Origin of the sequence: Microbacterium sp. MTN4-26 (assembly GCF_042846595.1) — a bacterium.
GTDB classification, from domain to species: Bacteria; Actinomycetota; Actinomycetes; order Actinomycetales; family Microbacteriaceae; genus Microbacterium; species Microbacterium luteum.
The window spans coordinates 127,779-148,002 of record NZ_BTGO01000004.1; the positions used below are offsets into that span (position 1 = coordinate 127,779).

General features: G+C 71.0%; 22 protein-coding genes and 1 tRNA gene. 8 read left to right on the top strand and 15 right to left on the bottom strand.

Annotation, left to right across the window (positions count from 1 at the left end; all coding sequences use genetic code 11):
- Positions 1-48: 48 nt before the first annotated feature.
- The gene (gene msrB, locus ACGG9C_RS04820) at positions 49-456 is read left to right on the top strand and encodes a peptide-methionine (R)-S-oxide reductase MsrB (protein ID WP_071044463.1); all 408 of its coding nucleotides are present in this window, start codon (positions 49-51) and stop codon (positions 454-456) included.
- Positions 457-473: 17 nt separating this feature from the next.
- Complete coding sequence (locus tag ACGG9C_RS04825; RefSeq protein WP_286719980.1) at positions 474-1,004, top strand: nitroreductase family protein; 531 nt, start codon at positions 474-476, stop codon at positions 1,002-1,004.
- Positions 1,005-1,007: 3 nt separating this feature from the next.
- On the opposite strand, the gene ACGG9C_RS04830 is transcribed toward ACGG9C_RS04825, so the two are convergent.
- The 3 genes from ACGG9C_RS04830 to ACGG9C_RS04840 form a co-directional block, all read right to left on the bottom strand.
- On the bottom strand, positions 1,008-1,937 hold the full coding sequence (locus ACGG9C_RS04830; RefSeq protein ID WP_390178332.1) for a DMT family transporter: 930 nt from the start codon (positions 1,935-1,937) through the stop codon (positions 1,008-1,010).
- Between the two features lie 239 nt (positions 1,938-2,176).
- Positions 2,177-2,252 (bottom strand) — tRNA-Thr (locus ACGG9C_RS04835).
- 32 nt (positions 2,253-2,284) lie between these two features.
- Positions 2,285-3,277: a DsbA family protein gene (locus ACGG9C_RS04840; protein WP_390178333.1), complete on the bottom strand. Its 993-nt coding sequence runs from the start codon at positions 3,275-3,277 to the stop codon at positions 2,285-2,287.
- Between the two features lie 221 nt (positions 3,278-3,498).
- Between ACGG9C_RS04840 and ACGG9C_RS04845 the strand changes: the two genes are divergently transcribed.
- Together ACGG9C_RS04845 and ACGG9C_RS04850 are read left to right on the top strand one after the other, a co-directional pair.
- On the top strand, positions 3,499-4,602 hold the full coding sequence (locus ACGG9C_RS04845) for an ABC transporter ATP-binding protein (RefSeq protein WP_286795555.1): 1,104 nt from the start codon (positions 3,499-3,501) through the stop codon (positions 4,600-4,602).
- A 67-nt stretch (positions 4,603-4,669) separates the two neighbouring features.
- Positions 4,670-5,977, top strand: coding sequence for a DUF4032 domain-containing protein (locus tag ACGG9C_RS04850; protein ID WP_286795554.1), 1,308 nt, complete (start codon positions 4,670-4,672; stop codon positions 5,975-5,977).
- A 3-nt stretch (positions 5,978-5,980) separates the two neighbouring features.
- On the opposite strand, the gene ACGG9C_RS04855 is transcribed toward ACGG9C_RS04850, so the two are convergent.
- From ACGG9C_RS04855 to cysS, 3 genes are read right to left on the bottom strand one after another with little or no spacing between them, the layout of a single operon-like run.
- Positions 5,981-6,619 (bottom strand): NAD(P)-dependent oxidoreductase, encoded by a 639-nt coding sequence (locus tag ACGG9C_RS04855; RefSeq protein ID WP_390178334.1) that lies wholly within the window; start codon positions 6,617-6,619, stop codon positions 5,981-5,983.
- 26 nt (positions 6,620-6,645) lie between these two features.
- Entirely contained in the window at positions 6,646-7,644 is a 999-nt protein-coding gene (rlmB, locus tag ACGG9C_RS04860; protein ID WP_288419415.1) for a 23S rRNA (guanosine(2251)-2'-O)-methyltransferase RlmB, read from the bottom strand.
- Positions 7,637-9,046 (bottom strand): cysteine--tRNA ligase, encoded by a 1,410-nt coding sequence (cysS, locus tag ACGG9C_RS04865; RefSeq protein ID WP_390178335.1) that lies wholly within the window; start codon positions 9,044-9,046, stop codon positions 7,637-7,639. Before cysS ends, rlmB begins: the two co-directional genes overlap by 8 nt.
- 74 nt (positions 9,047-9,120) lie before the next feature.
- Here cysS and ACGG9C_RS04870 point away from each other — a divergent pair, with 74 nt between their 5' ends.
- Positions 9,121-10,041 carry a DMT family transporter gene (locus ACGG9C_RS04870; protein ID WP_390178336.1) on the top strand — a complete coding sequence of 307 codons (921 nt, stop codon included), beginning with the start codon at positions 9,121-9,123 and terminating at the stop codon, positions 10,039-10,041.
- A gap of 10 nt (positions 10,042-10,051) precedes the next feature.
- Here the strand turns inward: ACGG9C_RS04870 and ispD are convergent, their stop codons facing one another.
- Positions 10,052-11,257 carry a 2-C-methyl-D-erythritol 4-phosphate cytidylyltransferase gene (ispD, locus tag ACGG9C_RS04875; protein WP_390178337.1) on the bottom strand — a complete coding sequence of 402 codons (1,206 nt, stop codon included), beginning with the start codon at positions 11,255-11,257 and terminating at the stop codon, positions 10,052-10,054.
- A 14-nt stretch (positions 11,258-11,271) separates the two neighbouring features.
- Positions 11,272-11,754: a CarD family transcriptional regulator gene (locus ACGG9C_RS04880; RefSeq protein WP_390178338.1), complete on the bottom strand. Its 483-nt coding sequence runs from the start codon at positions 11,752-11,754 to the stop codon at positions 11,272-11,274.
- A 128-nt stretch (positions 11,755-11,882) separates the two neighbouring features.
- Between ACGG9C_RS04880 and ACGG9C_RS04885 the strand changes: the two genes are divergently transcribed.
- A complete protein-coding gene (locus ACGG9C_RS04885) occupies positions 11,883-12,404 on the top strand; it encodes a DNA modification methylase (RefSeq protein WP_390178339.1) in 522 nt (173 codons plus the stop codon).
- Positions 12,405-12,478: 74 nt separating this feature from the next.
- Here ACGG9C_RS04885 and ACGG9C_RS04890 read toward each other — a convergent pair whose 3' ends face one another.
- On the bottom strand, positions 12,479-13,162 hold the full coding sequence (locus ACGG9C_RS04890) for a response regulator (protein ID WP_390178340.1): 684 nt from the start codon (positions 13,160-13,162) through the stop codon (positions 12,479-12,481).
- On the bottom strand, positions 13,159-14,364 hold the full coding sequence (locus ACGG9C_RS04895; protein WP_390178341.1) for a sensor histidine kinase: 1,206 nt from the start codon (positions 14,362-14,364) through the stop codon (positions 13,159-13,161). Before ACGG9C_RS04895 ends, ACGG9C_RS04890 begins: the two co-directional genes overlap by 4 nt.
- Positions 14,365-14,522: 158 nt before the next feature.
- On the opposite strand from ACGG9C_RS04895, the gene phoU reads away from it, so the two are divergent.
- The gene (gene phoU / locus ACGG9C_RS04900; RefSeq protein WP_286795820.1) at positions 14,523-15,206 is read left to right on the top strand and encodes a phosphate signaling complex protein PhoU; all 684 of its coding nucleotides are present in this window, start codon (positions 14,523-14,525) and stop codon (positions 15,204-15,206) included.
- 63 nt (positions 15,207-15,269) lie between these two features.
- Here phoU and ACGG9C_RS04905 read toward each other — a convergent pair whose 3' ends face one another.
- Positions 15,270-16,019 carry a phosphoglyceromutase gene (locus ACGG9C_RS04905; protein ID WP_390178342.1) on the bottom strand — a complete coding sequence of 250 codons (750 nt, stop codon included), beginning with the start codon at positions 16,017-16,019 and terminating at the stop codon, positions 15,270-15,272.
- Between the two features lie 33 nt (positions 16,020-16,052).
- On the opposite strand from ACGG9C_RS04905, the gene ACGG9C_RS04910 reads away from it, so the two are divergent.
- Positions 16,053-16,895: a class I SAM-dependent methyltransferase gene (locus ACGG9C_RS04910; protein WP_390178343.1), complete on the top strand. Its 843-nt coding sequence runs from the start codon at positions 16,053-16,055 to the stop codon at positions 16,893-16,895.
- A gap of 9 nt (positions 16,896-16,904) precedes the next feature.
- Here ACGG9C_RS04910 and ACGG9C_RS04915 read toward each other — a convergent pair whose 3' ends face one another.
- The 4 genes from ACGG9C_RS04915 to ACGG9C_RS04930 form a co-directional block, all read right to left on the bottom strand.
- Entirely contained in the window at positions 16,905-18,011 is a 1,107-nt protein-coding gene (locus ACGG9C_RS04915) for an aromatic acid exporter family protein (RefSeq protein WP_390178344.1), read from the bottom strand.
- 1 nt (position 18,012) lies between these two features.
- Complete coding sequence (locus ACGG9C_RS04920; protein ID WP_390178345.1) at positions 18,013-19,113, bottom strand: YgfZ/GcvT domain-containing protein; 1,101 nt, start codon at positions 19,111-19,113, stop codon at positions 18,013-18,015.
- A gap of 5 nt (positions 19,114-19,118) precedes the next feature.
- Entirely contained in the window at positions 19,119-19,721 is a 603-nt protein-coding gene (locus tag ACGG9C_RS04925) for an FABP family protein (RefSeq protein WP_390178346.1), read from the bottom strand.
- Between the two features lie 135 nt (positions 19,722-19,856).
- Positions 19,857-20,147 (bottom strand): hypothetical protein, encoded by a 291-nt coding sequence (locus ACGG9C_RS04930; RefSeq protein WP_286794170.1) that lies wholly within the window; start codon positions 20,145-20,147, stop codon positions 19,857-19,859.
- Between the last annotated feature and the right edge of the window lie 77 nt (positions 20,148-20,224).

A 20,224-nucleotide genomic window follows, 5' to 3' on the forward strand; every position in this document is an offset into this window, starting at 1 on the left:
GCGCCCGATGCGGCGCGCTGCGGTTGAATGGAGGGGAAGGAGATCTCCATGGACTATTCCGTCGACAAGACCGACGCGCAGTGGCGCGAAGAGCTCACCCCCGAGCAGTACCAGGTGCTGCGCGAGGCCGGCACCGAGCGTCCCTGGACCGGTGAACTCCTCGACGAGGAGCGCGCCGGGCTCTACACGTGTGCCGCGTGCGGCGCCGAGCTGTTCAAGAGCGGCACCAAGTTCGACTCCCACTGCGGCTGGCCGAGCTTCTACGAGTCGATCCGCCCCGACGCGGTGCAGCTGCTCGAGGACAACAGCCACGGCATGGAGCGCACCGAGGTGCGCTGTGCGTCCTGCGGCTCGCACCTCGGTCACGTGTTCCCCGACGGCTTCGGCACCCCCACCGGCGACCGTTACTGCATGAACTCCCTCTCGATGAACTTCACGCCCGAGAACGACGCGTGACCACAGTCGTCGAGGCGATGCGCCGGCGGCGCTCGCTGTCGAAGGTCACCGACGCGGCTCCCAGCCACGACGAACTGCTCGATCTCGTGGCCGCTGCCGGACGCGTGGCCGACCACTCGTCGCTGAAGCCGTGGCGGATCATCGAGATCCGCGGGTCCGGACGCGAACGTCTCGGCCGCGCCCTCAACAAGGCAGAGGGACGCAAGGGCGTTTCGACCAAGCCCCTGCGCGCGCCGCTCGTGCTCGCCGTCGTCGTGCGCTTCCGCAAGAGCAAGGTGCCGCACTGGGAGCAGGAGGCCGTCGCCTCGGGTGTCGCCCACATGCTGAGCCTCGCCCTCGACGACGCCGGCTGGGGCGTCTTCTGGCGCACCGGCGGCGCGACGCGGAGCAAGGCGGTCGCGAAGGCCCACGGGCTGACGAAGAACGAGGAGCTCCTCGGGTGGCTCTACGTCGGCGGCAAGCCGACGCGGTCGAGGCCGCTGCGCGGCAAGGAGATCGACCCGACGACCTTCGTCTCGTCGATGCCCGGGAAGAAGCGCTCGCGCTGACCCTCAGCGCCGACGGCGCGGGAACACGGCGATCGCCGCACCGAGCAGAGCGACCGCCGACACGGCGAGGCCGGTGAGCAGTCCGGGACTCGCCGCCGTCGGCCACAGCGCATCGAGCAGGACCGACGTCAGGAGCTGACCGACGACGGCGCCGAGCCCCATGAGCAGCACCCCGGTGTAGGGCACGACGGCGGCGCCGATGAAGATGTATGCGACGCCGCACGCGCCGCCGATGTAGAGCCACGGCTCCGCGGGGAAGGCCGCGGGCGCTCCGACGATGGCGACGTGCACGGCTGCCGCGACGAGCAAGACGATGGTGCCGCCGGCGAAGTTCACCGCCGTGGCCGTGAGCGCAGAGCCGACGCGCTGCCGCAGGCGCCCGTTCGTCGCCTGCTGCCACGCGATGCCGGCTCCCACGAGGAACGGCAGCAGCAGCATCCACCACGGCACGCTGTTCACCGGCGAACCCACCACCGACAGCAGCACCGCGGCGACGGCGATGGCCGCCCCCACGACGCGGGACACGGTCACGGCGACGACACCCGCCGGTCCGTAGCCGATCCGGTCGAGCACGAGTGCGCTCACCGCCTGCCCCGCGACCATGCCCACGGTGAATGGCGAGACGCCGATCACGGCCACGGTCAGGCTCTGGGTGGCGACGCTGAACGCCCCGGCGAGACCGCCGGCGAGCATCCACACCGGCAGCGTGCGCAGACGCAGTCCGTGCGCCAGCGCCACGACGCCCCGGCGCCCGGCGGGCAGGGCGGCGCTGAGAGCGACGAGGATCAGGAGGCCGGAGCCGAAGGACACCGCCGCGGCGACGAAGCCGTCCGTCAGCGCCGCTCCGAGAGAGCCGTTGACGCGAGCCTGCACCGCGGTCAGAACACCGATCGCCACGGCACCCGCCATCGCGAGCGTTCGATGGGCGGCCATCCCCCCATCCTGCCCGCCCCGAGATGGAGCCGAGGACGGGACTCGAACCCGTAACCGCCCGATGACAACGTCGGGGTCGACACCAAGGGCACCAATGGAGCCGACTACGGGACTCGAACCCGTAACCGCCCGATGACAACGTCGGGGTCGACACCAAGGGCACCGATGGAGCCGACTACGGGACTCGAACCCGTAACCGCCCGATGACAACGTCGGGGTCGACGCCAAGGGCACCGAGATGGAGCCGACTACGGGACTCGAACCCGTAACCGCCCGATTACAAGTCGGGTGCGCTACCAATTGCGCCAAGTCGGCAAGGGGTCCAGTCTACCCAGCCGACGCGCGCCTCACGATGTGGGGCTCGGGGTGGGAGCCGGGGTGGCCTCGTAGTAGGCGTCGCTGGAGACGGTCAGCACGAACTGCGCGAACTCCATGGCGTCGTCGAGCGCTCCCACGTACGGCGTTCCGTTCACGAGCACCATGGGCGTGCCGGTGAGCGAGATGTCGTCGGTGTCGGGGATGCCGTCGAGTGCGCGGTCGGTGGCGGTCTTGGCCCACGCGGCGAACTTCTCCTCGACGATGCAGTCGCGAACCGTCTGCGGGTCGTCCGCGCCGGAGGCCTGAGCGAGGTCTGCGAGCTCGACGTCGGTGTAGCCGTCGGTGTCGAGCTCGGGCTGCTGGCGCAGCAGGGTGTCGTTGAACTTGAAGAAGTCGTCGGGCGAGTAGTGCGCCATGCACGCGGCGGCGCTCGCGGCACGGATGGAGTACTTGGTGCCGTTGGACTTCGCGGTGAGCATCGCGACCGGGTAGTAGCTGAGGGTCGCGGCGTCTTCACTGACCCACTTCTGCAGCTGCTGCACGTTGGCGACCTGGAAGTCCTGCGCGCCGCTGGAGAGGTAGTCGACGTAGATGCGGATGTCGACGACGCCCGGTTCGGGCGTCTCGACCGGCTCCGCCTGGGCGGACATCGCGGCGTTCCCGGACGAGTCGCTCTCGTCACCGGTCTCTTCCTCACCCGCTGCGTCGTCGTCGACCTCCGTCGTGGTCGGCTCCGCGCCGACCGAGCCGACACCGGTCACATCGGTGACCTCGAAGCCGTCCTCGGTGACGTTCGCCGGCTGCGCCATCGGGCGCGAGGCGTTGCTGGAGACCGTCCAGGTGATCACGACGGCGACGGCGGCCACCACCGCCACGATGACCGTCGCGAGCGAGACCCGCTGGATCAGACGGGTGCGCGACTGTCGCTGCTGCACCTGCTTCGCCTTCGCGCGCACGGCGTCGCGGCGGTCGCCAGGGGTCGTTTCGGGACTGGTGTCGGGAGTCGATTCGTCGTGTGACATGGAACCTCGTGGGAGAACGTCGGCCGTGATGCTCCGGCGCGCCGCTCGGGGAGCGCGGCGTGGACGATGCTAGTCACCGACCCTGGGAAATGCCCAGACACCTCCCGTTCTTTGCCGCGTGGCATACTGGAGACACGCCCGATGGTGGGCGTGCGGGAGAGCCCCCGCTTCCATTCACTACGGATCGTCCGGCACGTACCTGCCGGTGAAGGAGAAAGACCATGGCGTCCGTCACGTTCGACAACGCAACCCGCTTGTACCCCGGAGGCCAGCGCCCCGCCGTCGACAAGCTCAACCTCGAGGTCGCCGATGGCGAGTTCCTCGTTCTCGTCGGCCCCTCCGGCTGCGGGAAGTCCACCTCGCTGCGCATGCTCGCCGGCCTCGAAGAGGTCAACTCCGGTGCCATCCGCATCGGCGAGCGCGACGTCACCGACGTGCCGCCGAAGGATCGCGACATCGCGATGGTGTTCCAGAACTACGCGCTGTACCCGCACATGACGGTCGCCGAGAACATGGGCTTCGCGCTCAAGATCGCCGGCGTCGGCAAGGAGGAGCGCGCCCAGCGCGTGCTGGAAGCCGCCAAGCTGCTCGACCTCGAGGAGTACCTGACGCGCAAGCCCAAGGCCCTGTCGGGTGGTCAGCGTCAGCGTGTGGCCATGGGCCGCGCGATCGTGCGTCAGCCGCAGGTGTTCCTCATGGACGAGCCGCTGTCGAACCTCGACGCGAAGCTGCGCGTGCAGACCCGCACCCAGATCGCGTCGCTGCAGCGTCGCCTGGGCGTCACGACCGTCTACGTCACGCACGACCAGACCGAGGCCCTCACCATGGGTGACCGCATCGCGGTGCTCAAGGACGGCATCCTGCAGCAGGTCGGCACCCCGCGCGACCTGTACGAGCGGCCGAACAACGTGTTCGTCGCCGGATTCATCGGCTCGCCGGCCATGAACCTCTTCCCCGCCCCGCTCGCCGAGGGTGGCGTGCAGTTCGGCTCCGAGGTCGTGCCGCTGGACCGCGACACGGTCGGCCGCGCGCACGGCAGCGAGGTCACGATCGGCGTCCGCCCGGAGGACATCGTCGTCGGCCCGGCCGACGGCAAGGGCCTGCCGGTCACCGTCGACCTCGTCGAAGAGCTGGGTGCAGACGGCTACCTCTACGGGCACACCGACATCAACGGCAAGCGCACCGACATCGTCGCCCGCGTCGACGGTCGCAACCACCCCCACTCGGGTGAGACCGTGACCCTGGCCGCGACGGCCGGACACGTGCACGCCTTCGACATCGAGACGGGCGAGCGCCTCAACGACGCTCCCGTGCTCTCGGAGTAGTCACCGACGCACGTACAGCGCGGGTGGGTCTCGGATCCACCCGCGCTGTACTGTTTTCGGAAGGATCATGCGCGAATCACTCTCCATCACCGCCAGCTCCGTCGACCCGGCACTCCTTGCTCTTCCCTGGTCCACGCCGCTCGCCGAATGGCCCACGAGCACGATCGTGTTCCTCCCCAAGGGCATCTCACGACACCTCGTGCGCTTCGCGAGCCTCTCCGGCCGTGTCGTGGCGATCAAGGAGACGACCGAGGAGATGGCGCGGCGTGAGTACGACATGCTCGGGAACCTCCACCGACTGGATGCGCCCTGCGTGGAGCGCATCGCGGTCATCGCGGGCCGCACCGACGCCGACGGCGCGCCGCTTCCGGCCGCCCTCGTCACCGCGCACCTGAAGTTCTCCCTCCCCTACCGCGCCCTCTTCACCCAGGTCCTGCGTCCCGACACCGCGACACGCCTCGTGGATGCCCTCGCCGCCCTTCTGGTGCGACTGCACAACGTCGGATTCTTCTGGGGCGACGTGTCGCTGTCGAACACCCTCTTCCGCCGCGACGCCGGCGCCTTCGCCGCCTACCTCGTCGATGCCGAGACGGGCGAGCTCCACGAGGCCGGCCTCACCCGCGGTCAGCGCGAGCACGATCTCGACGTCGCGCGCACGAACATCGCCGGCGAGATCATGGACCTCGAAGCGGGCGGGCGCCTGGAGGGCGGGGTCGACGCCCTCGCCGTCGCCGACGGCATCGTCGAGTCGTACCACTCGCTGTGGGCGGCCCTCACCGATCGGGAATCGTTCGGCGCCGACGAATCGTGGCGCATCACCGAGCGCGTGCAGCGTTTGAACACCCTCGGCTTCGACATCGGCGAGATGTCGATCACCACCACCGACGACGGCACGCGGGTGTCCATTCAGCCCAAGGTCGTGGATGCCGGTCACCACCAGCGTCGGCTGCTGCGCCTGACCGGTCTCGACGTCGAGGAGAACCAGGCCCGGCGCCTGCTCAACGACCTCGACGAGTTCCGCGCCCGCATCTCACGCCTCGGAGGCGACGAGGAGGTCGTCGCGCACGAGTGGCTGACGCGCGTCTTCGAGCCGGTCGTGATGGCGATCCCGTACGACCTGCGCGCGAAGCTCGAGCCCGCCGAGGTGTACCACCAGGTGCTCGAGCACCGCTGGTACCTCTCGCAGTCGCGCGGCGGCTCGGTGCCGCTCGCCGAAGCACTGGGGAGCTACGTCGACGACGTGCTGCGGCACCGACGCGACGAAGCGACCGTCATGGGACCGCCGACCGAGACCACGTCCCTCCCCGTGATCACCGCCGATCTGCCGACCGTCGACGACGACAGCGGCACGGTGGACTGGCGTGACCTCGTCTGAGGGTCAGTAGCCGACCGAGAACGCCTCGCGCGCGTGGCGCGGCTGCTCGATCTCATCCACGACCGCCACGGCCAGGTCGGCGCCGGAGATCGTCGACTCGCCATCGGGATCGACCACGAGCACGGGCCCGCCGTCTCGGTACGATCCCGTGCGCTCCCCGGGGTTCCACGGGCCGAACCCGCCGGCGGGATGCACGTAGAACCAGTCGCGTTCCGCGCCCGCCTCGAGGTCTTCCAGGATGGCGAGGGCCTCGAGCGCTTCGGGCTTGTACTCCTCGGCGAACTCCGGGGTGTGCACCAGACGCGGTCCGTCCGGGCTCACGCGGCTGCCGCCGGCGCCCCCGATCACGCCGAGCCTCACCTCGGGCGGAAGCTCTGCGGCGAGCTCTGCGACCGCCGGTCGCAGCATCCCCGCCATGTCACCGCGGGCGGCGACGGCGACGACCACGACCTCGACGCCCTGCATCTCGGTCACGAGCGTCGGCACATCGAGGATGCTGCCCTCGAGGTACATCGCGTGCTCGACGCGATCGGCGACGGCCTTGCGGGCGACGACCAGCACCGTGTGCCCGCGCTGGGCCGCCTCGGCGACGATGTGACGACCGGCGTACCCGGTCCCTCCGATGACGGCGATGCGGGACATGCGCTTCCTTTCGATCGGCGCCGCGCTCAGTCCTGGGCGGCGCGGGCGGTGGCGACCTGGTAGAGGGCGACGGATGCCGCGATGCCGGCGTTGAGGGACTCCGTCGCCGCGGAGATGGGGATCGACACGATCTGGTCGCACGTCTCGGTCACCAGGCGGGAGAGCCCCTTGCCCTCGGAGCCGACGACGATCACGACCGGCCGGTCGGCCAGTTCGAGCTTCGGCAGCGACACGTCGCCCCCGCCGTCGAGCCCGAGCACGAAGACCCCCTGCTTCTTGTACTCCTTGAGCGTGGACGTGAGGTTCGGCGCGAGAGCGACCGGGATGCGCGCGGCCGCGCCGGCGCTGGTCTTCCACGCGGCGGAGTTGACACTGGCCGAGCGTCGCTGGGGCAGGATGATCCCCTGACCGCCGAACGCGGCGGTCGAGCGGATGATGGCCCCGAGGTTGCGCGGGTCGGTCACCCCGTCGAGAGCGACCAGGAGCGGGGTCGCGCCAGTGTCGAGCACCTGCTCGAGCAGGTCCTGCGGGTGCGCGTACTCGTACGGCGGCACCTTGAGGGCGACACCCTGGTGCACGCCGTCGAATCCGGCCATGCGGTCGAGCTCCGGCCGGGTGACCTCGAGGATCGCGATCTCGCGGTTCGTGGCGATCGACAGCATCTCCTTGACGCGATCGTCCATCTCCACCCGCTGCGCCACGTAGAGCGCCGTGGCCGGGATGCGCGCACGCAGCGCCTCGAGCACGGAATTGCGCCCGGTGACGGTCTCGGTGTCGTCGGAGGATCCGCGGCCGGAGCGGTTCGGGTTCGAGCCCTGGGGCTTCGCTCCCGGACGCCCCTTGCCGCCCGCGGCGACGTAGCGGTCCTGGGCGGCCTTGCGCTTGCCGGCGGGGTGCCAGGCGCGGTCCTCCGCCTTGGGCGTGGGGCCCTTGCCCTCGAGCGACCGTCGCTTCTGTCCGCCGGACCCCTTCGTGGGGCCCTTCTTCTTGCCCCGGCTCGCGCCGGGTCGTCCTGGCTTAGCCATCGCTCAAGCTCCAGTGTGTTCCATCGGGGGTGTCTTCCAGGGTGATGCCGGCGGCGGCGACGGCGTCGCGGATCCGATCGGCCGTGGCCCAGTCCTTCGTCGCGCGCGCATCGGCCCGCTGCGTGATCATCGTCTGTACGAGCGCGTCGAGTGCCGTCGCGTGCGCGTCGCCGGCGTCGCTGCGCCACATCGAATCGAACGGGTCGATGCCGAGCACGCCGGTCATCGCGGCGACGTCGGCGAAGGCGCGCAGCGCCGCATCCCGATCGCCCGCCTCCAGTGCCGCGTTGCCCGCCCGGACCGTCTCGTGCAGCACGGCGAGCGCCTGCGGCACGCCGAGGTCGTCGTCCATCGCCGCCGCGAACCGGTCGGGGATCTCGGCCGTCACGTGCAGGTCGACCGTGTCGTCGCGCAGCGTGCGCACGGCGCGGTCGAGGAAGCCTCGGATGCGCTCGAGCGCGGCCTCGGCCTCGACGAAGCTCGACGCGGAGATGTCCAGGCTCGACCGGTAGTGGGCGCCGGCGAGCGCGTAGCGCACGACAAGCGGGTCACGGTCGGCGAGCACCTCGTCGGCGAGCAGGACGTTGCCGATCGACTTCGACATCTTCTGGTCGCCGACGGTCACGAGGCCGTTGTGCACCCAGTACCGGGCGAAGCCGTCGCCGGCGGCGGTGGACTGGGCCAGCTCGTTCTCGTGGTGCGGGAAGCGCAGATCGAGGCCGCCGCCGTGGATGTCGAAGTCGCCGCCGAGGTAGCGGCGCGACATCGCGGAGCACTCGATGTGCCAGCCCGGGCGCCCCGCGCCCCAGGGCGAATCCCACGACGCGCTGGCCGGCTCCCCCGGCTTCGCGCCCTTCCAGAGGGCGAAGTCGTGGGGATCGCGCTTGCCGCGCGGATCCGCGTCGGCCGCGGTCTCCATCGCGTCGACCTTCTGATGCGTCAGGTCTCCGTAGGCGGCCCAGGAGCGCACGTCGAAATAGACGTCGCCCGCCGCGGCGTAGGCGTGACCGCGATCGATCAGTCGCGAGATCAGCGAGATCATCTGCGGGATGGAGCCGGTCGCCCGCGGTTCGTAGGTGGGCGGGAGGATGCCGATCGCCGCGTAGGCGCGGCTGAACTCCTGCTCCATGCGGTAGGCCAGCGCCCACCACGGCTCGCCGTCGACGGCCTTCTCGAGCACCTTGTCGTCGATGTCGGTGACGTTGCGCACGAAGGTCACGCGGTCGTACCGGTGGGCGAGCCAGCGGCGAAGGATGTCGAAGCTCAACGCGCCGCGCAGATGCCCCAGGTGGGGCCCCGACTGCACGGTGGGGCCGCAGACGTACACGGTGACGTTCGCGGGATCGATCGGCACGAAGTCGCGCAGGAGCTGCGCCTTGGTGTCGTAGAGCCGGAGAGTCACCCGCCCAGCCTACCCGCGGCGCGCCGAGCGGCCGCCCCGGGAGGCGGCGCACTGAGGTGGGGTAGAACGGTGTGGTGCTGCACGTTCTCGCCGTCCTGGTCGCCGCGATGCTGTTCGGCACCACCGGCACCGCGCAGGTGCTCGGCCCCGACGGGACCACGCCGCTGTCGGTCGGCGTGATGCGGCTGATCGTGGGCGGAATCGCCATCGCCGCGATCACCTTCCCCCTCGCCGCCCGTCGAGCGCGGCGGTCGCCGACACCGCGACCTCGGGCGACACCGTGGGCTCTCGCCCTGATGGCCCTGACCGCCGTCGCGCTGGCCGTCTACCAGCCGCTGTTCTTCCTCGGCACCGCACGCAACGGCGTGGCGGTGGGAACGGTGGTCGCCCTGGGGTCGGCGCCGGTCCTCGCCGGTGTCGCCGAATGGATGCTCACCCGTCGCCGCCCGACCGCGACGTGGATCGGCGCGACCGCGCTCGCCACCGCCGGTGTCGTGATGCTCGGGTTCGCCGGCGGCGGGGAGGCCGGCACCGACCCGGCCGGCCTCGCGGGGTCGCTCGGCGCCGGCGCCAGCTTCGCCGTGATCGCCGTCTCCCAGCGCCGCCTGCTCGACGCCGGGTGGGATCCGTTCCTCGTCGTCGGGGCGATGGGCGCCGGCTCCGGCGTGCTGGCCCTCGGAGCGCTGCCGTTCGTCGACCTGACGTGGCTGGCCGACCCCGCGGGCATCGCCATGACGGCGTGGCTGGGGGTGGCGACGATCGCCGTCGCCTACACCGTCTTCACCTGGGGACTGAGCGGCCTCACCGCCGCGACGGCTGCGACGCTCACGCTGGGTGAGCCGCTGACGGCGACCCTTCTCGGCGTCGTCGCGCTCGGCGAACGCCTGCCGACCGTCGCTCTCCTCGGCCTCGGGGTTCTCGGGGCGGGGCTGGCCCTGCTGGCGTGGGGAGCGCGCACTCCGCGCGATCCCGAGCCGTTCGCCGTCGAAGGCTGACGGCTCCCGTTCAGGCGGGCAGCACCAGCGCGACGGCGGTGACCGCCACCCCTTCGCCGCGCCCCGTGAACCCGAGGCCGTCGGTCGTCGTGGCCGACACCGAGACCGGCGCCCCGCCGAGAGCCGCCGAGAGCGCGCTCTCGGCCTCGAGCCGCCGCGGCGAGAAGCGCGGGCGGTTCGCCTGGATCTGCACCGCGACGTTTCCGACGCGCCAGCCGGCCTCCCCGAGAAGGCCCACCGTGCGCGTGAGGAAGACCTCGCCGTGCGCGCCGCCGTACTCCGGGCGGCCCGTGCCGAAGTGGGTTCCGATGTCTCCCAGACCCGCCGCCGACAACAGGGCGTCGACGATGGCGTGTGCCACCGCATCCCCGTCGGAGTGCCCCGCCAGGGCCGGTTCCCCCGGCCACGACAGGCCCGCGAGACGGAGGTCGCCGCTCGTCGCGAAGGCGTGAACGTCCGTGCCCACGCCGACGCTCGGCGCTCCGCCGGTCGGGGTGAGCGTCGCGTGGCGCACCGGGAGCGGATCCGCCGCGACGAGATGACGGGCGCGCTCGAGGTCGGCCGGCGTGGTGATCTTGAACGCGAGCGGGTCGCCGGCCACGACCGACACGTCGTGCCCCGCCTCGGCCATGAGCGCGGCATCGTCGGTGTGCTCGCGCGTGACGGCGCGATAGGCGGCATCCAGCACGTCTCGGCGGAAACCCTGCGGCGTTTGCGCCGCGGACAGTTCGGAACGGTCCACCGCCCCGACGACGGCTCGGTCTTCGACGCGTTTGATCGTGTCGATCACCGGCAGCACCGGGATGACGCCGTCGGCGCCGGCTTCGAGACCGGCGATCACGCGCGCGAAGACATCGGGCGGCGTGAGCGCGCGCGCCGCATCATGCACGAGCACGTACCGGACATCACCCCACAGGGCGGCCAGACCCGCGCGCACCGACTCCTGGCGCGAGCCCCCTCCCGTCACGACGGTGACGAGGTCGCGCCGCTCGCCTGCCGCCTCGATCGCCTCGGTCAGCGCGTCGCCCTCCCGCCCGGCGGGGGCGACGACGACCACCTGCGCCGCGGCGGCGCGGAACACACCGGCGAGGCAGTGCCGCAGCAGCGAATGCTCGTCGATGCCGACGAGCGCCTTCGGTCCGCCGGCGCCCAGTCGGGTGCCTGCGCCGGCCGCGACGACGACGACGGCGACGCGGGGAACGGGTGTGATGCTCACGGCATCCGGGGAGATCAGCTCGCGAGCACCTCGTCGAGCATGACGCTCGCCTTGTCCTCGTCGGTCTTCTCGGCCAGGGCGAGCTCCGAGATCAGGATCTGCTTGGCCTTCGCGAGCATGCGCTTCTCGCCGGCGGAGAGCCCGCGGTCCTGATCGCGGCGCCACAGGTCGCGGACGACCTCGCTCACCTTGATGACGTCACCGGAAGCGAGCTTCTCGAGGTTCGCCTTGTAACGGCGGGACCAGTTGGTGGGCTCCTCGGTGAAGGGGGCGCGCAGAACCTCGAAGACCTTGTCGAGGCCTTCCTTGCCGATCACGTCGCGGACGCCGACGAGGTCGACGTTCTCCGCCGGAACCTCGATGACCAGATCCCCCTGGGTGACGTTGAGCTTCAGGTATTTCTTCGTCTCGCCCCTGATCACACGGTCTTTGACCTCGATGATGGTCGCCGCTCCGTGGTGGGGGTAAACGACGGTTTCGCCAACCTCAAAAAGCATGGAGTTATGTCCCTTCGGCAACCTCCAGAATACCACAGGCGACATACGCTAAGGTTCTCCACCGCGGGCGGCGGCCCGTCACGGCGCCGGTCGGCACCCGTGTCGGCGACACCCTAGAATCGGAGACGATGCCGTCATCCGTCCCGGGAGGATCCGTGATCTCGAACAACCGCACCGCTGCGCGGCGACTGGCGTCTCTGACGCTCGGCGCGGCCGTCGTCCTGGGGGCGACCGGCTGCAGCATGATCTCCACGCAGGCGACGACCATCCAGTACTCGCCGGGTGACGGGATGATGGTCCCCGACACCTCCGGTCCCCTGCAGGTGCGAAACGTGCTCGTGGTCACCGACGACGGCGAGCAAGGCAACCTCGTCGCCGCGGTCGTCAACGGCACCGACAGCGCCGAGACGCTCCGCATCGACATCGGCGACGCCGGGTCGGTGGGCACCGCGACGATCCGCGTCCCCGCGAACACGGTCATCAGCCTCGGGTCCGATGAGACCGAGCCGCTGCTGATCGAAGACCTCGGCGGAGCGATGCCGGGCACCGACATCCCGATGTCGTTCCAGTCGGGCGACGGCGAGACGACCGTCGTGCCCGTGCCGGTCCTCGACGGCGAACAGGACTACCTCGCGCCGCTCGTCCCCTGACCACCCGCGCCGCGAAGCGGTGAAGGCCCCGGAGCAGATCTCGATCTCCTCCGGGGCCTTCGTCGTTGTCGGGCTCAGGCCTCGAAGCGGTAGCCCAGACCGCGCACGGTCACGAGCATCGTGGGATCGCTCGGGCTCTGCTCGATGCGCGAGCGGATGCGCTTGATGTGCACGTCGAGGGTCTTGGTGTCGCCGAAGTAGTCCGTGCCCCAGACGCGATCGATCAGCTGACCGCGGGTCAGCACGCGACCCGCGTTGCGCATGAGCACCTCGAGCAGCTCGAACTCCTTCAGGGGCATGCTGATCTCGCTGCCGTCGACCGAGACGGTGTGGCGATCGATGTCGAGCGTCACGCGGCCGCCCTCGAGGATGTGGTCTTCGAGGTCGGCCTCGGCCTGCGCGTTGCGGCGGAGCACCGCGCGCATGCGGGCCAGCAGCTCCCGGGTCGAGTACGGCTTCGTGACGTAGTCGTCGGCCCCGAGCTCGAGTCCCACCACGATGTCGACTTCGGAGTCCTTGGCGGTGAGCATGATGATCGGCACCTGCGAGGCGGTGCGCACCTGGCGGCACACCTCGGTGCCGGGCATGCCGGGCAGCATGAGGTCCAGGAGGATGATGTCCGCGCCCCGCTCACGGAACGCCGCCAGCGCGAGCGCGCCGTCTTCGGCGGTCTCGACCTCGTATCCCTCGCGCCGCAGCAGGTAGGCGAGCGGGTCGGCGAGGTCGGGCTCGTCTTCGACGATGAGAACGCGGGTCATCGGATTTCTCCGTTCAAGGGAGCCTTCATCTTGTCCTTCTTCTTTTTCTTCTTGCGCTTGCCCGTCGCGGTGTCGAGCGGCGCGTCGACCAGCGGCAGGCGGATGGTGAAGGTCGAACCCCGTCCGGGGCGCGACCACAGCCGCACCTCTCCGCCGTGCCGCTGGACCGCATGCTTGACGATCGACAGGCCGAGACCGGTCCCGCCCGTGCGGCGCGAGCGCGCCTGGTCGGTGCGGTAGAAGCGCTCGAAGATGCGCTGCTGATCGGCCTCCGGGATGCCGATGCCGCGATCGGTGACGGCGACCTCCACGACATCGTCGACGCGTTTGACCCCGACCCCGACCTTGCTCCCGTGCGGCGAGTAGGCGACGGCGTTGACGATCAGGTTGCTGAGGGCCTCGGAGAGCACTTGCGCATCGCCGCGCACGAACAGCTCGCGGTCGCCGCCCCGCACGATCTCGACCCCGGATGCCGCCGCCTGGATCATGCTGGACTCGATCGCCGAGGTGAGCACTTCGTCGACGGCGACATCGCGCATCTCGCTGAGCTCATCGCTGGCCTGCAGGCGCGACAGATTCATGATGCGCGAGGTGAGCGACGCCAGGCGCTGGGCCTCCGCGGTGAGCCGGGACGCGAACACCCGCACCTGCTCCGGGTCGTCGGCCGCCGACTCGATGGCCTCGGCGAGCAGACTCACCGCCCCCACCGGCGTCTTCAGCTCGTGGCTGGTGTTCGCCACGAAGTCGCGGCGCATCTGCTCCACCCGCTCGCGCTCGGTGATGTCGCGCAGGACGATGAGGGTGAGGCGCGGTGACACCCGCGTGGCTCGCACGGTCACGAGGCGCGACTCGGCCGGCGGGGCGCCGCGCATCAGCCGGAGCGTCTCGGCGGTCACGCTCGCGGCATCGCGCGCCTTCCTCGCCACGCGTCGCAGGTCGTCGCTGCCGAGCGCCGCGGCCTCGACGATGCCGTACGGCGCCGCGGCCGACGACGCGGCGAGCACGGTCGACGAGGCGTCGACGATCGCGGCGGGATCCTCCATGCCGTGCAGCACTTCGCGGATCCCGTCCGGAACCGCGCGGGAGGAGTGGGCCTGAGCCCGGTCACGCGCACGCAGGGAGAGGAAGATGACGACGGCGATGCCTGCGCCGATGAGGGAGCCGACCAGGAGCGCGAGCAGCGCGGCAGCCGTCGTGGTCATTGGACCAGCGTAAACGGATCGCGAACGGCGGCTTCGCGCAAGTCCCGGTGCCCGGTCGGCGGGATCAGTACTATTCACCCCGGGGGAACCGTTCGTTAACCTTCCCTGACGAGAATCGCCGGGGCCGCACCCCGCACGACCGAAGGAAAGGTGCCGCAATGCGCGAAGTCTTCCACCAGACCCTCGAAGACGTGCAGTCACGTCTCGTCGAGATCTCCGAACTCGTGACGATCGCGATGGAGAAGGCCTCCACCGCGTTCGAGAAGAGCGACGTCTCGCTCGCCGAGGAGGTCATCGAGGCCGACATCATCATCGATGAGAAGGCGGTGGCGCTCGACGAGCTGGCCATCGAGATCCTCGCCCGTCAGCAGCCGGTCGCCCGCGATCTGCGCATCGTCGTCAGCGCGCTGCGCATGAGCGCATCGCTCGAGCGCATGGGCGACATCGCCGAGCACGTCGCCCAGCTCGTGCGCATGCGCTTCCCGGAGCGTGTCGTTCCCCACGGGCTGAAGTCCACCTTCACCAAGATGGGCGAGCTCGACGTGGCCGCCGCGCGGACCCTCACCGACCTGCTGCGCACCGAGGACCTCCGGCTGGCCGAGCAGATCCGGGAGATCGACGACAAGATCGACGAGCTGCACGTCAGCGTCTTCGAGAAGGTGCTGTCGGAGTCATGGGACCACGAGGCGTCGGCGACCGTCGACGCGACGCTCGCGAGCCGCTTTCACGAGCGCTTCGGCGACCACGCCGTCTCGGTGGCGAAGAAGGTGCTCTACCTCGCCACGGGCGACTGGGCCAGCCACGACCAGGAGATCGACACCACGATCGTCACGTCCGACTGACCTGACACAGACGAAGGGCGGGCCCGCATCGCGGAGCCCGCCCTTCGTTCGTGCGTCGGGAGGTCAGCCCTTGCCCTGCGAGGCGACCGCGGCGGCGCCGGCGGCGGCGGCCTCCGGGTCGAGGTACTCGCCCGGGCCGAGAGGGGTCAGGGAGTCGTCGAGGCGGTAGACGAGCGGGATGCCGGTCGGGATGTTCAGCGCGGCGATGTCGTCGTCGCTGATGCCCTCGAGGTGCTTGACGAGGCCGCGCAGCGAGTTGCCGTGGGCCGTGACCAGCACCGTCTTGCCCGCCTGGAGGTCGGGAACGATGTCGCTGTGCCAGTACGGCAGCATGCGATCGATGACGAGCTTGAGCGACTCGGTCTCGGGCACGTCGCCGTCGATGCCGGCGTAGCGCGGGTCGCCCACCTGGCTGTACTCGGCGTCTGCCGGAAGCGGCGGCGGCGGAACATCGAAGGATCGACGCCACAGCATGAACTGCTCCTCGCCGAACTCCTCGAGGGTCTGCGCCTTGTCCTTGCCCTGCAGCGCGCCGTAGTGCCTCTCGTTGAGGCGCCACGTGCGCTTGACCGGGATCCAGAGCCGGTCGGCGGCGTCGAGGGCGATGTCGGCGGTCTGGATGGCGCGGCTCAGCAGCGACGTGTGCAGCACGTCGGGGAGCATCCCCGATTCGGCGAGCAGCGAGCCGCCGCGGGCGGCTTCGGACTTCCCCTGCTCGGTGAGGCGGACATCGACCCACCCGGTGAACTGGTTGGTCTTGTTCCACTCGCTCTGGCCATGGCGGAGGAGGATCAGCGTGTACGGCTCGCTCATACCCGCAATCCTACTGACTGCGAGGATGGTCTCGTGGCCTCGTCTCCTCCCCCCTCGCGCGGCGCGGTCGTGGGGCGCGCCACGCGCGGCACGACCGGGACGAACCGGCTCCGTCGCGTCGATCGCTGGCTGGCCCGCCACCCGGCTCTGCGGCGCACGGACGATGCGCTTGTGGTCGACCTGGGTTTCGGTGCGAGCGCAGTCACCTCGCTCGAACTGCACGCGCGTCTGGCGCGGGCGCGGCGCGACGTCGAGGTCCACGGCCTCGAGATCGATCCGGAACGCGTCGCGCGCGCCACCGCGCAGCTCGAGCGGGTGCGCGCCGGCGAGACGACGTTCGCGGCGACGGCGGCCGTGTCGTTCGCGCGGGGCGGCTTCGAGATCCCCACTCCCGGCGGTCGTCGACCGGTCGCCATCCGATCCTTCAACGTGCTGCGGCAGTACGACGAACCCGACGTCGCCGATGCGTGGGCTCGCATGGCCGCGCGCCTGCAGCCGGGAGGCGTGCTGGTGGAGGGCACGTGCGATGAGATCGGCCGGGTCGCGACGTGGATCGCCGTCGGCGCGGACGGGCGTCCGGCGACCCTCACCCTCTCGCTGCGCCTGACCGACCTCGACTCCCCCGCCGTCGCCGCCGAGCGACTGCCCAAGGCGCTCATCCACCGCAATGTGCCCGGCGAGCCGGTGCACGCGTTCCTGCGCGACCTCGCGGCATCGTGGAAGCGCTCGGCCGCGCTGGGAGCCTTCGGTCCGGTGGACCGGTGGCGCCGGACGCTCGAGGTCACGGCGGCATCCGGATGGCCGCTGCGGGAACGATCGAGGTGGCGCCTGGGAGAGGTCACCATCCCGTGGGAGGCGGTCGCACCGCAGCCGTGACCCCGAGGATCACAGACGCGGCAGGCACTCCCGCGCCTCGTCAGGTGTCATGCCGGTGGCCGTGAGCAGGTCGGTCACGAGCGGGCGCATCGCGACGATGAGGTTCTGCTCCCCCAGGTCCGCGTCGGGAAGGATCATGCGCGGGTCCAGCCGGGAGGCCACCGCCCTCCCGGCCTCGCGCGCGGCCGGTGCGAGCGCGATGTCGTCGAGCGAGTCCTCGACCAGCGCCATCACGCGCGCGATCTCGGCCAGCGTCTCGGCGACGACGACCCGTGGGCGACGGTCGTCGGTCTGATACACCGCCCGCCGCGCGACCACCCGCAGATTGCGGGTGGCGAGATCCATCGCCTGCCGCACGCGGTCGTGCCGCAGCAGCTCGCCGCGGGCGCGGTGCAGGAACGGCGAGATGCGCGCGATCGACAGGCCGGAATCGAGCGAGTCGGCCCAGCGGTCGACGTGCTTCTGCAGCGCCCGCGCCCGCTGCAGACCGCGCTCCGCGCGCAGCCTGTCGCCGCGTCGCAGCGACTGCACGAGGGTGTCCATCGTCTTCTGCACCGCGAGGAACAGGGCCGCCGCATCCCGACGTTCCGCCTTGTGCGGGTTCCGCGGGATCAGGGCGGTCACCGCGAGGGCGGCGATCCCGCCGACCACGCCGTCCACGAGTCTCAGGAAGGGCGTCTCCGCCGGGACGACGATCACGATGATGGCCTGGATCGCCGCCGCGATCGTGAACCCGGCGTGGGCCGACAGCAGGCGTGCGACGGTCATCGTGACGGCGAGCGCGATCGCCAGCTGCCACCAGCCCGACCCCGCGACCATCGCGATCACTTCGGCGACGAGGATGCCCACGAGCATGCCGAGCACGGTCTGCAGCACGCGTCGTGGCCGCGCGTCGCGCACGAGACCGAGGCTGGAGACGGTGACCGTCGCCGCGATGAGCGGTGCCGGATGCCCGAGGAGATAGTGGGCGAAGGCGTACGCCGCCGTCGCGGCGACCACGATCTGCACGATGGCGTTCGCCGAGTCGCGCAGCCGCCTCAGCCGCGGTCGGGGATCGAGCTGGGCACGCCATCCGACCGGGATCGCCTCGGTCAGCGGCGGCGGCGCGTCGCTCATCTCACCCGGCCGCGGTGCGTCGCCCGAGCCGCGGCATGCGCGGGACCGCTGCGGTGCGCCCGGCATCGGGCGGAACGATCGTCTCGGCAGCCGCGGCGATGTCACCCGCCGGGCTGTCCACCGTGAGCGTGCCCGGGACCGGCGCGGATCGCTTGACGAGTGCCAGGGCGATCGGGCCGTCTTCGAAATGCAGCGCTGCGGACGTGATCTCGCCGACCACGTCGCCACCGGCGCGCACCGCGGCGCCTCGTTCGGGCAGCACGCTGTCGCTGCCGTCGAGATGCAGGGAGATGAGGCGGCGCGGAGGGTGCCCCAGGTTGTGCACCTTGGCGACGGTCTCCTGCCCGCGATAGCACCCCTTGTCCAGGTGCACGGCGGTGCGCAGCCAGTCGGCCTCATGGGGCAGCAGCCGCCCGTCGACCTCGGCGGCCCACCGGGGCCGCCAGGCGGCGACGCGAAGGGCGTCGGCGGCGATCGCCCCGGCGAGGGCCGCCTCTCCTCGCGCGGCGGCCTCGACCAGCGCATCGGCCCGGTCGGACGTGACGAGCGCCTCGCCCCATCCGCGCTGGCCCCCGGGGTGGGGATCGGTCGCGGCATAGGCCCAGCCGCCCACGGCCACGTCGGGCCAGGGGTCGCGCCACACGAGCGGCCTGCCGTCGACGGATGCCGCCCACGGCGCCACCGCATCGGGCGCTCCGCCCACCACGGTGTACTCGTCGCCGGCGTCGCGGGGCGCGACCCGAAGCCGGAACCGCATCCGCTGCAGCCAGGTCAAGAGCGCGTCGGCGTCGCCGGCGTCGACGAGCAGCCAGGTCGTCTCGCCGTCGTCGAGCACGGCAGCGGCATGTTCGACTCGCCCCTGCGGGTCGAGCACGAGCAGCTCGGTGCTGACACCGGGCTCGAGGGTGCGCAGCGCCTGCGATGTCAGGGAGTCCAGCCACGACAGCCGGTCCTCGCCGGTGACAGCGAGCACGCGGCGGTCGCCGAGCACGGCCACCGCCCGACCGCCGGCAAGGGCGCGCTGCTCGCCGAGCGGTGACCCGAGGTGCTGGAGCACTCCGCCCTCGATCACCGCCCCGGGCACGCGCGCAGAATCGATCATCGCCGTCACTCCGCGCGCTTCAGACGTGCCGACGCGTGCGAGCGCAGGTCGTGTGCGAGAGCGGCGATGTCCCACGCCCAGAGCAGATCTCCCTCGACGAGGCCGTACATGCGGGTCGCCGCGGCGTACTCCCGCGCACCGGCGGTGCGCACGACCGCGTCGGTGGCCAGGTCGATGCGCGGCCCCTTGATCTGACCGAGATAGAGCTCGCCGACGCCGTCGGAGTGGACGATCTGGGCCTGGATGTCGAACCCGCCCTCGGCGTTGCGGAGCTTCTCGACGTCATCGGCCGTGCGAGCGGGTCCGGGCGCGCGCGGCGGCAGCAGGGCCGGGCCTGCGTCGGTGGCGATGGCCGGACGCTCCAGACGCCAGAAGCCGACCTCGGCGACCAGCGGCACACGGCCGCCGTCGGCACCGATCGTCCAGGCGTCGGCGGAGTAGTTCAGGTGGTCTCCGCCGTCGTGGCTGAAGCTCACCCGATGGGTGAACTCACCCGAGAAGCGGGTGTCGCCGGCGGTGTAGTCCAGAACGCCGGTGCCCTCCCACACCCCGATGAGCCAGGAGAGCGGGGCGAGGTCTGCGGCGATGTCGGTCGGCAGATCGAGCACGACGCGCCCCGTCAGCGCTGGCCGCGATACAGGTTCTTCACGACGACGCCGGAGATGAACACGATCGCCAGCGAAGCCAGACCCAGAAGGCCGATGAAGAAGAGTTCCAGCGCCACGAGATCCATGTCGACCACTCTATCCCGGAACCACCGACGCGAGACCGAACCCGAGGCTGATCACGCCCAGGATCAGAAGGGCTCCGACGACGCTCGCGGCCACGCGCTGGATGAAGCGGTATGAGCGCCCGTAGGACAGCTGCACGGCGAAGGCGAGGATCAGGCACCCGCCGAGTCCCACCGGCATCCACGCGGCGCGCCACTCGGCCGGCACGAACAGTCCGATCGCGATGCCGACGATCGCGGCGACGATCCAGACGGCGACGACGCCGCCGAAGGTCGAACGCGGTGCGAGCGGTGGGGTGGACATCGCGACCATTCTCGCGCACGCGGAGCCGGGCGCCAAGCGGGGCGTTTCGGAGCCGGTGTCGCCCACGCTCTAATATG

What these genes read in the sequence shown, in the direction of transcription:
- ACGG9C_RS04885 (WP_390178339.1), top strand. Translation starts at nt 11,883, where the DNA reads ATGCCGTCATCCGTCCCGGGAGGATCCGTGATCTCGAACAACCGCACC.
- ACGG9C_RS04880 (WP_390178338.1), bottom strand. Translation starts at nt 11,754, where the DNA reads ATGCTTTTTGAGGTTGGCGAAACCGTCGTTTACCCCCACCACGGAGCG.
- ACGG9C_RS04855 (WP_390178334.1), bottom strand. Translation starts at nt 6,619, where the DNA reads ATGTCCCGCATCGCCGTCATCGGAGGGACCGGGTACGCCGGTCGTCAC.
- ACGG9C_RS04850 (WP_286795554.1), top strand. Translation starts at nt 4,670, where the DNA reads ATGCGCGAATCACTCTCCATCACCGCCAGCTCCGTCGACCCGGCACTC.
- ACGG9C_RS04830 (WP_390178332.1), bottom strand. Translation starts at nt 1,937, where the DNA reads ATGGCCGCCCATCGAACGCTCGCGATGGCGGGTGCCGTGGCGATCGGT.
- ACGG9C_RS04825 (WP_286719980.1), top strand. Translation starts at nt 474, where the DNA reads ATGCGCCGGCGGCGCTCGCTGTCGAAGGTCACCGACGCGGCTCCCAGC.
- ACGG9C_RS04915 (WP_390178344.1), bottom strand. Translation starts at nt 18,011, where the DNA reads ATGAGCGACGCGCCGCCGCCGCTGACCGAGGCGATCCCGGTCGGATGG.
- phoU (WP_286795820.1), top strand. Translation starts at nt 14,523, where the DNA reads ATGCGCGAAGTCTTCCACCAGACCCTCGAAGACGTGCAGTCACGTCTC.
- ACGG9C_RS04840 (WP_390178333.1), bottom strand. Translation starts at nt 3,277, where the DNA reads ATGTCACACGACGAATCGACTCCCGACACCAGTCCCGAAACGACCCCT.
- rlmB (WP_288419415.1), bottom strand. Translation starts at nt 7,644, where the DNA reads ATGGCTAAGCCAGGACGACCCGGCGCGAGCCGGGGCAAGAAGAAGGGC.
- ACGG9C_RS04845 (WP_286795555.1), top strand. Translation starts at nt 3,499, where the DNA reads ATGGCGTCCGTCACGTTCGACAACGCAACCCGCTTGTACCCCGGAGGC.
- ACGG9C_RS04905 (WP_390178342.1), bottom strand. Translation starts at nt 16,019, where the DNA reads ATGAGCGAGCCGTACACGCTGATCCTCCTCCGCCATGGCCAGAGCGAG.
- ACGG9C_RS04930 (WP_286794170.1), bottom strand. Translation starts at nt 20,147, where the DNA reads ATGTCCACCCCACCGCTCGCACCGCGTTCGACCTTCGGCGGCGTCGTC.
- msrB (WP_071044463.1), top strand. Translation starts at nt 49, where the DNA reads ATGGACTATTCCGTCGACAAGACCGACGCGCAGTGGCGCGAAGAGCTC.
- ACGG9C_RS04890 (WP_390178340.1), bottom strand. Translation starts at nt 13,162, where the DNA reads ATGACCCGCGTTCTCATCGTCGAAGACGAGCCCGACCTCGCCGACCCG.
- ACGG9C_RS04895 (WP_390178341.1), bottom strand. Translation starts at nt 14,364, where the DNA reads ATGACCACGACGGCTGCCGCGCTGCTCGCGCTCCTGGTCGGCTCCCTC.
- ACGG9C_RS04920 (WP_390178345.1), bottom strand. Translation starts at nt 19,113, where the DNA reads ATGATCGATTCTGCGCGCGTGCCCGGGGCGGTGATCGAGGGCGGAGTG.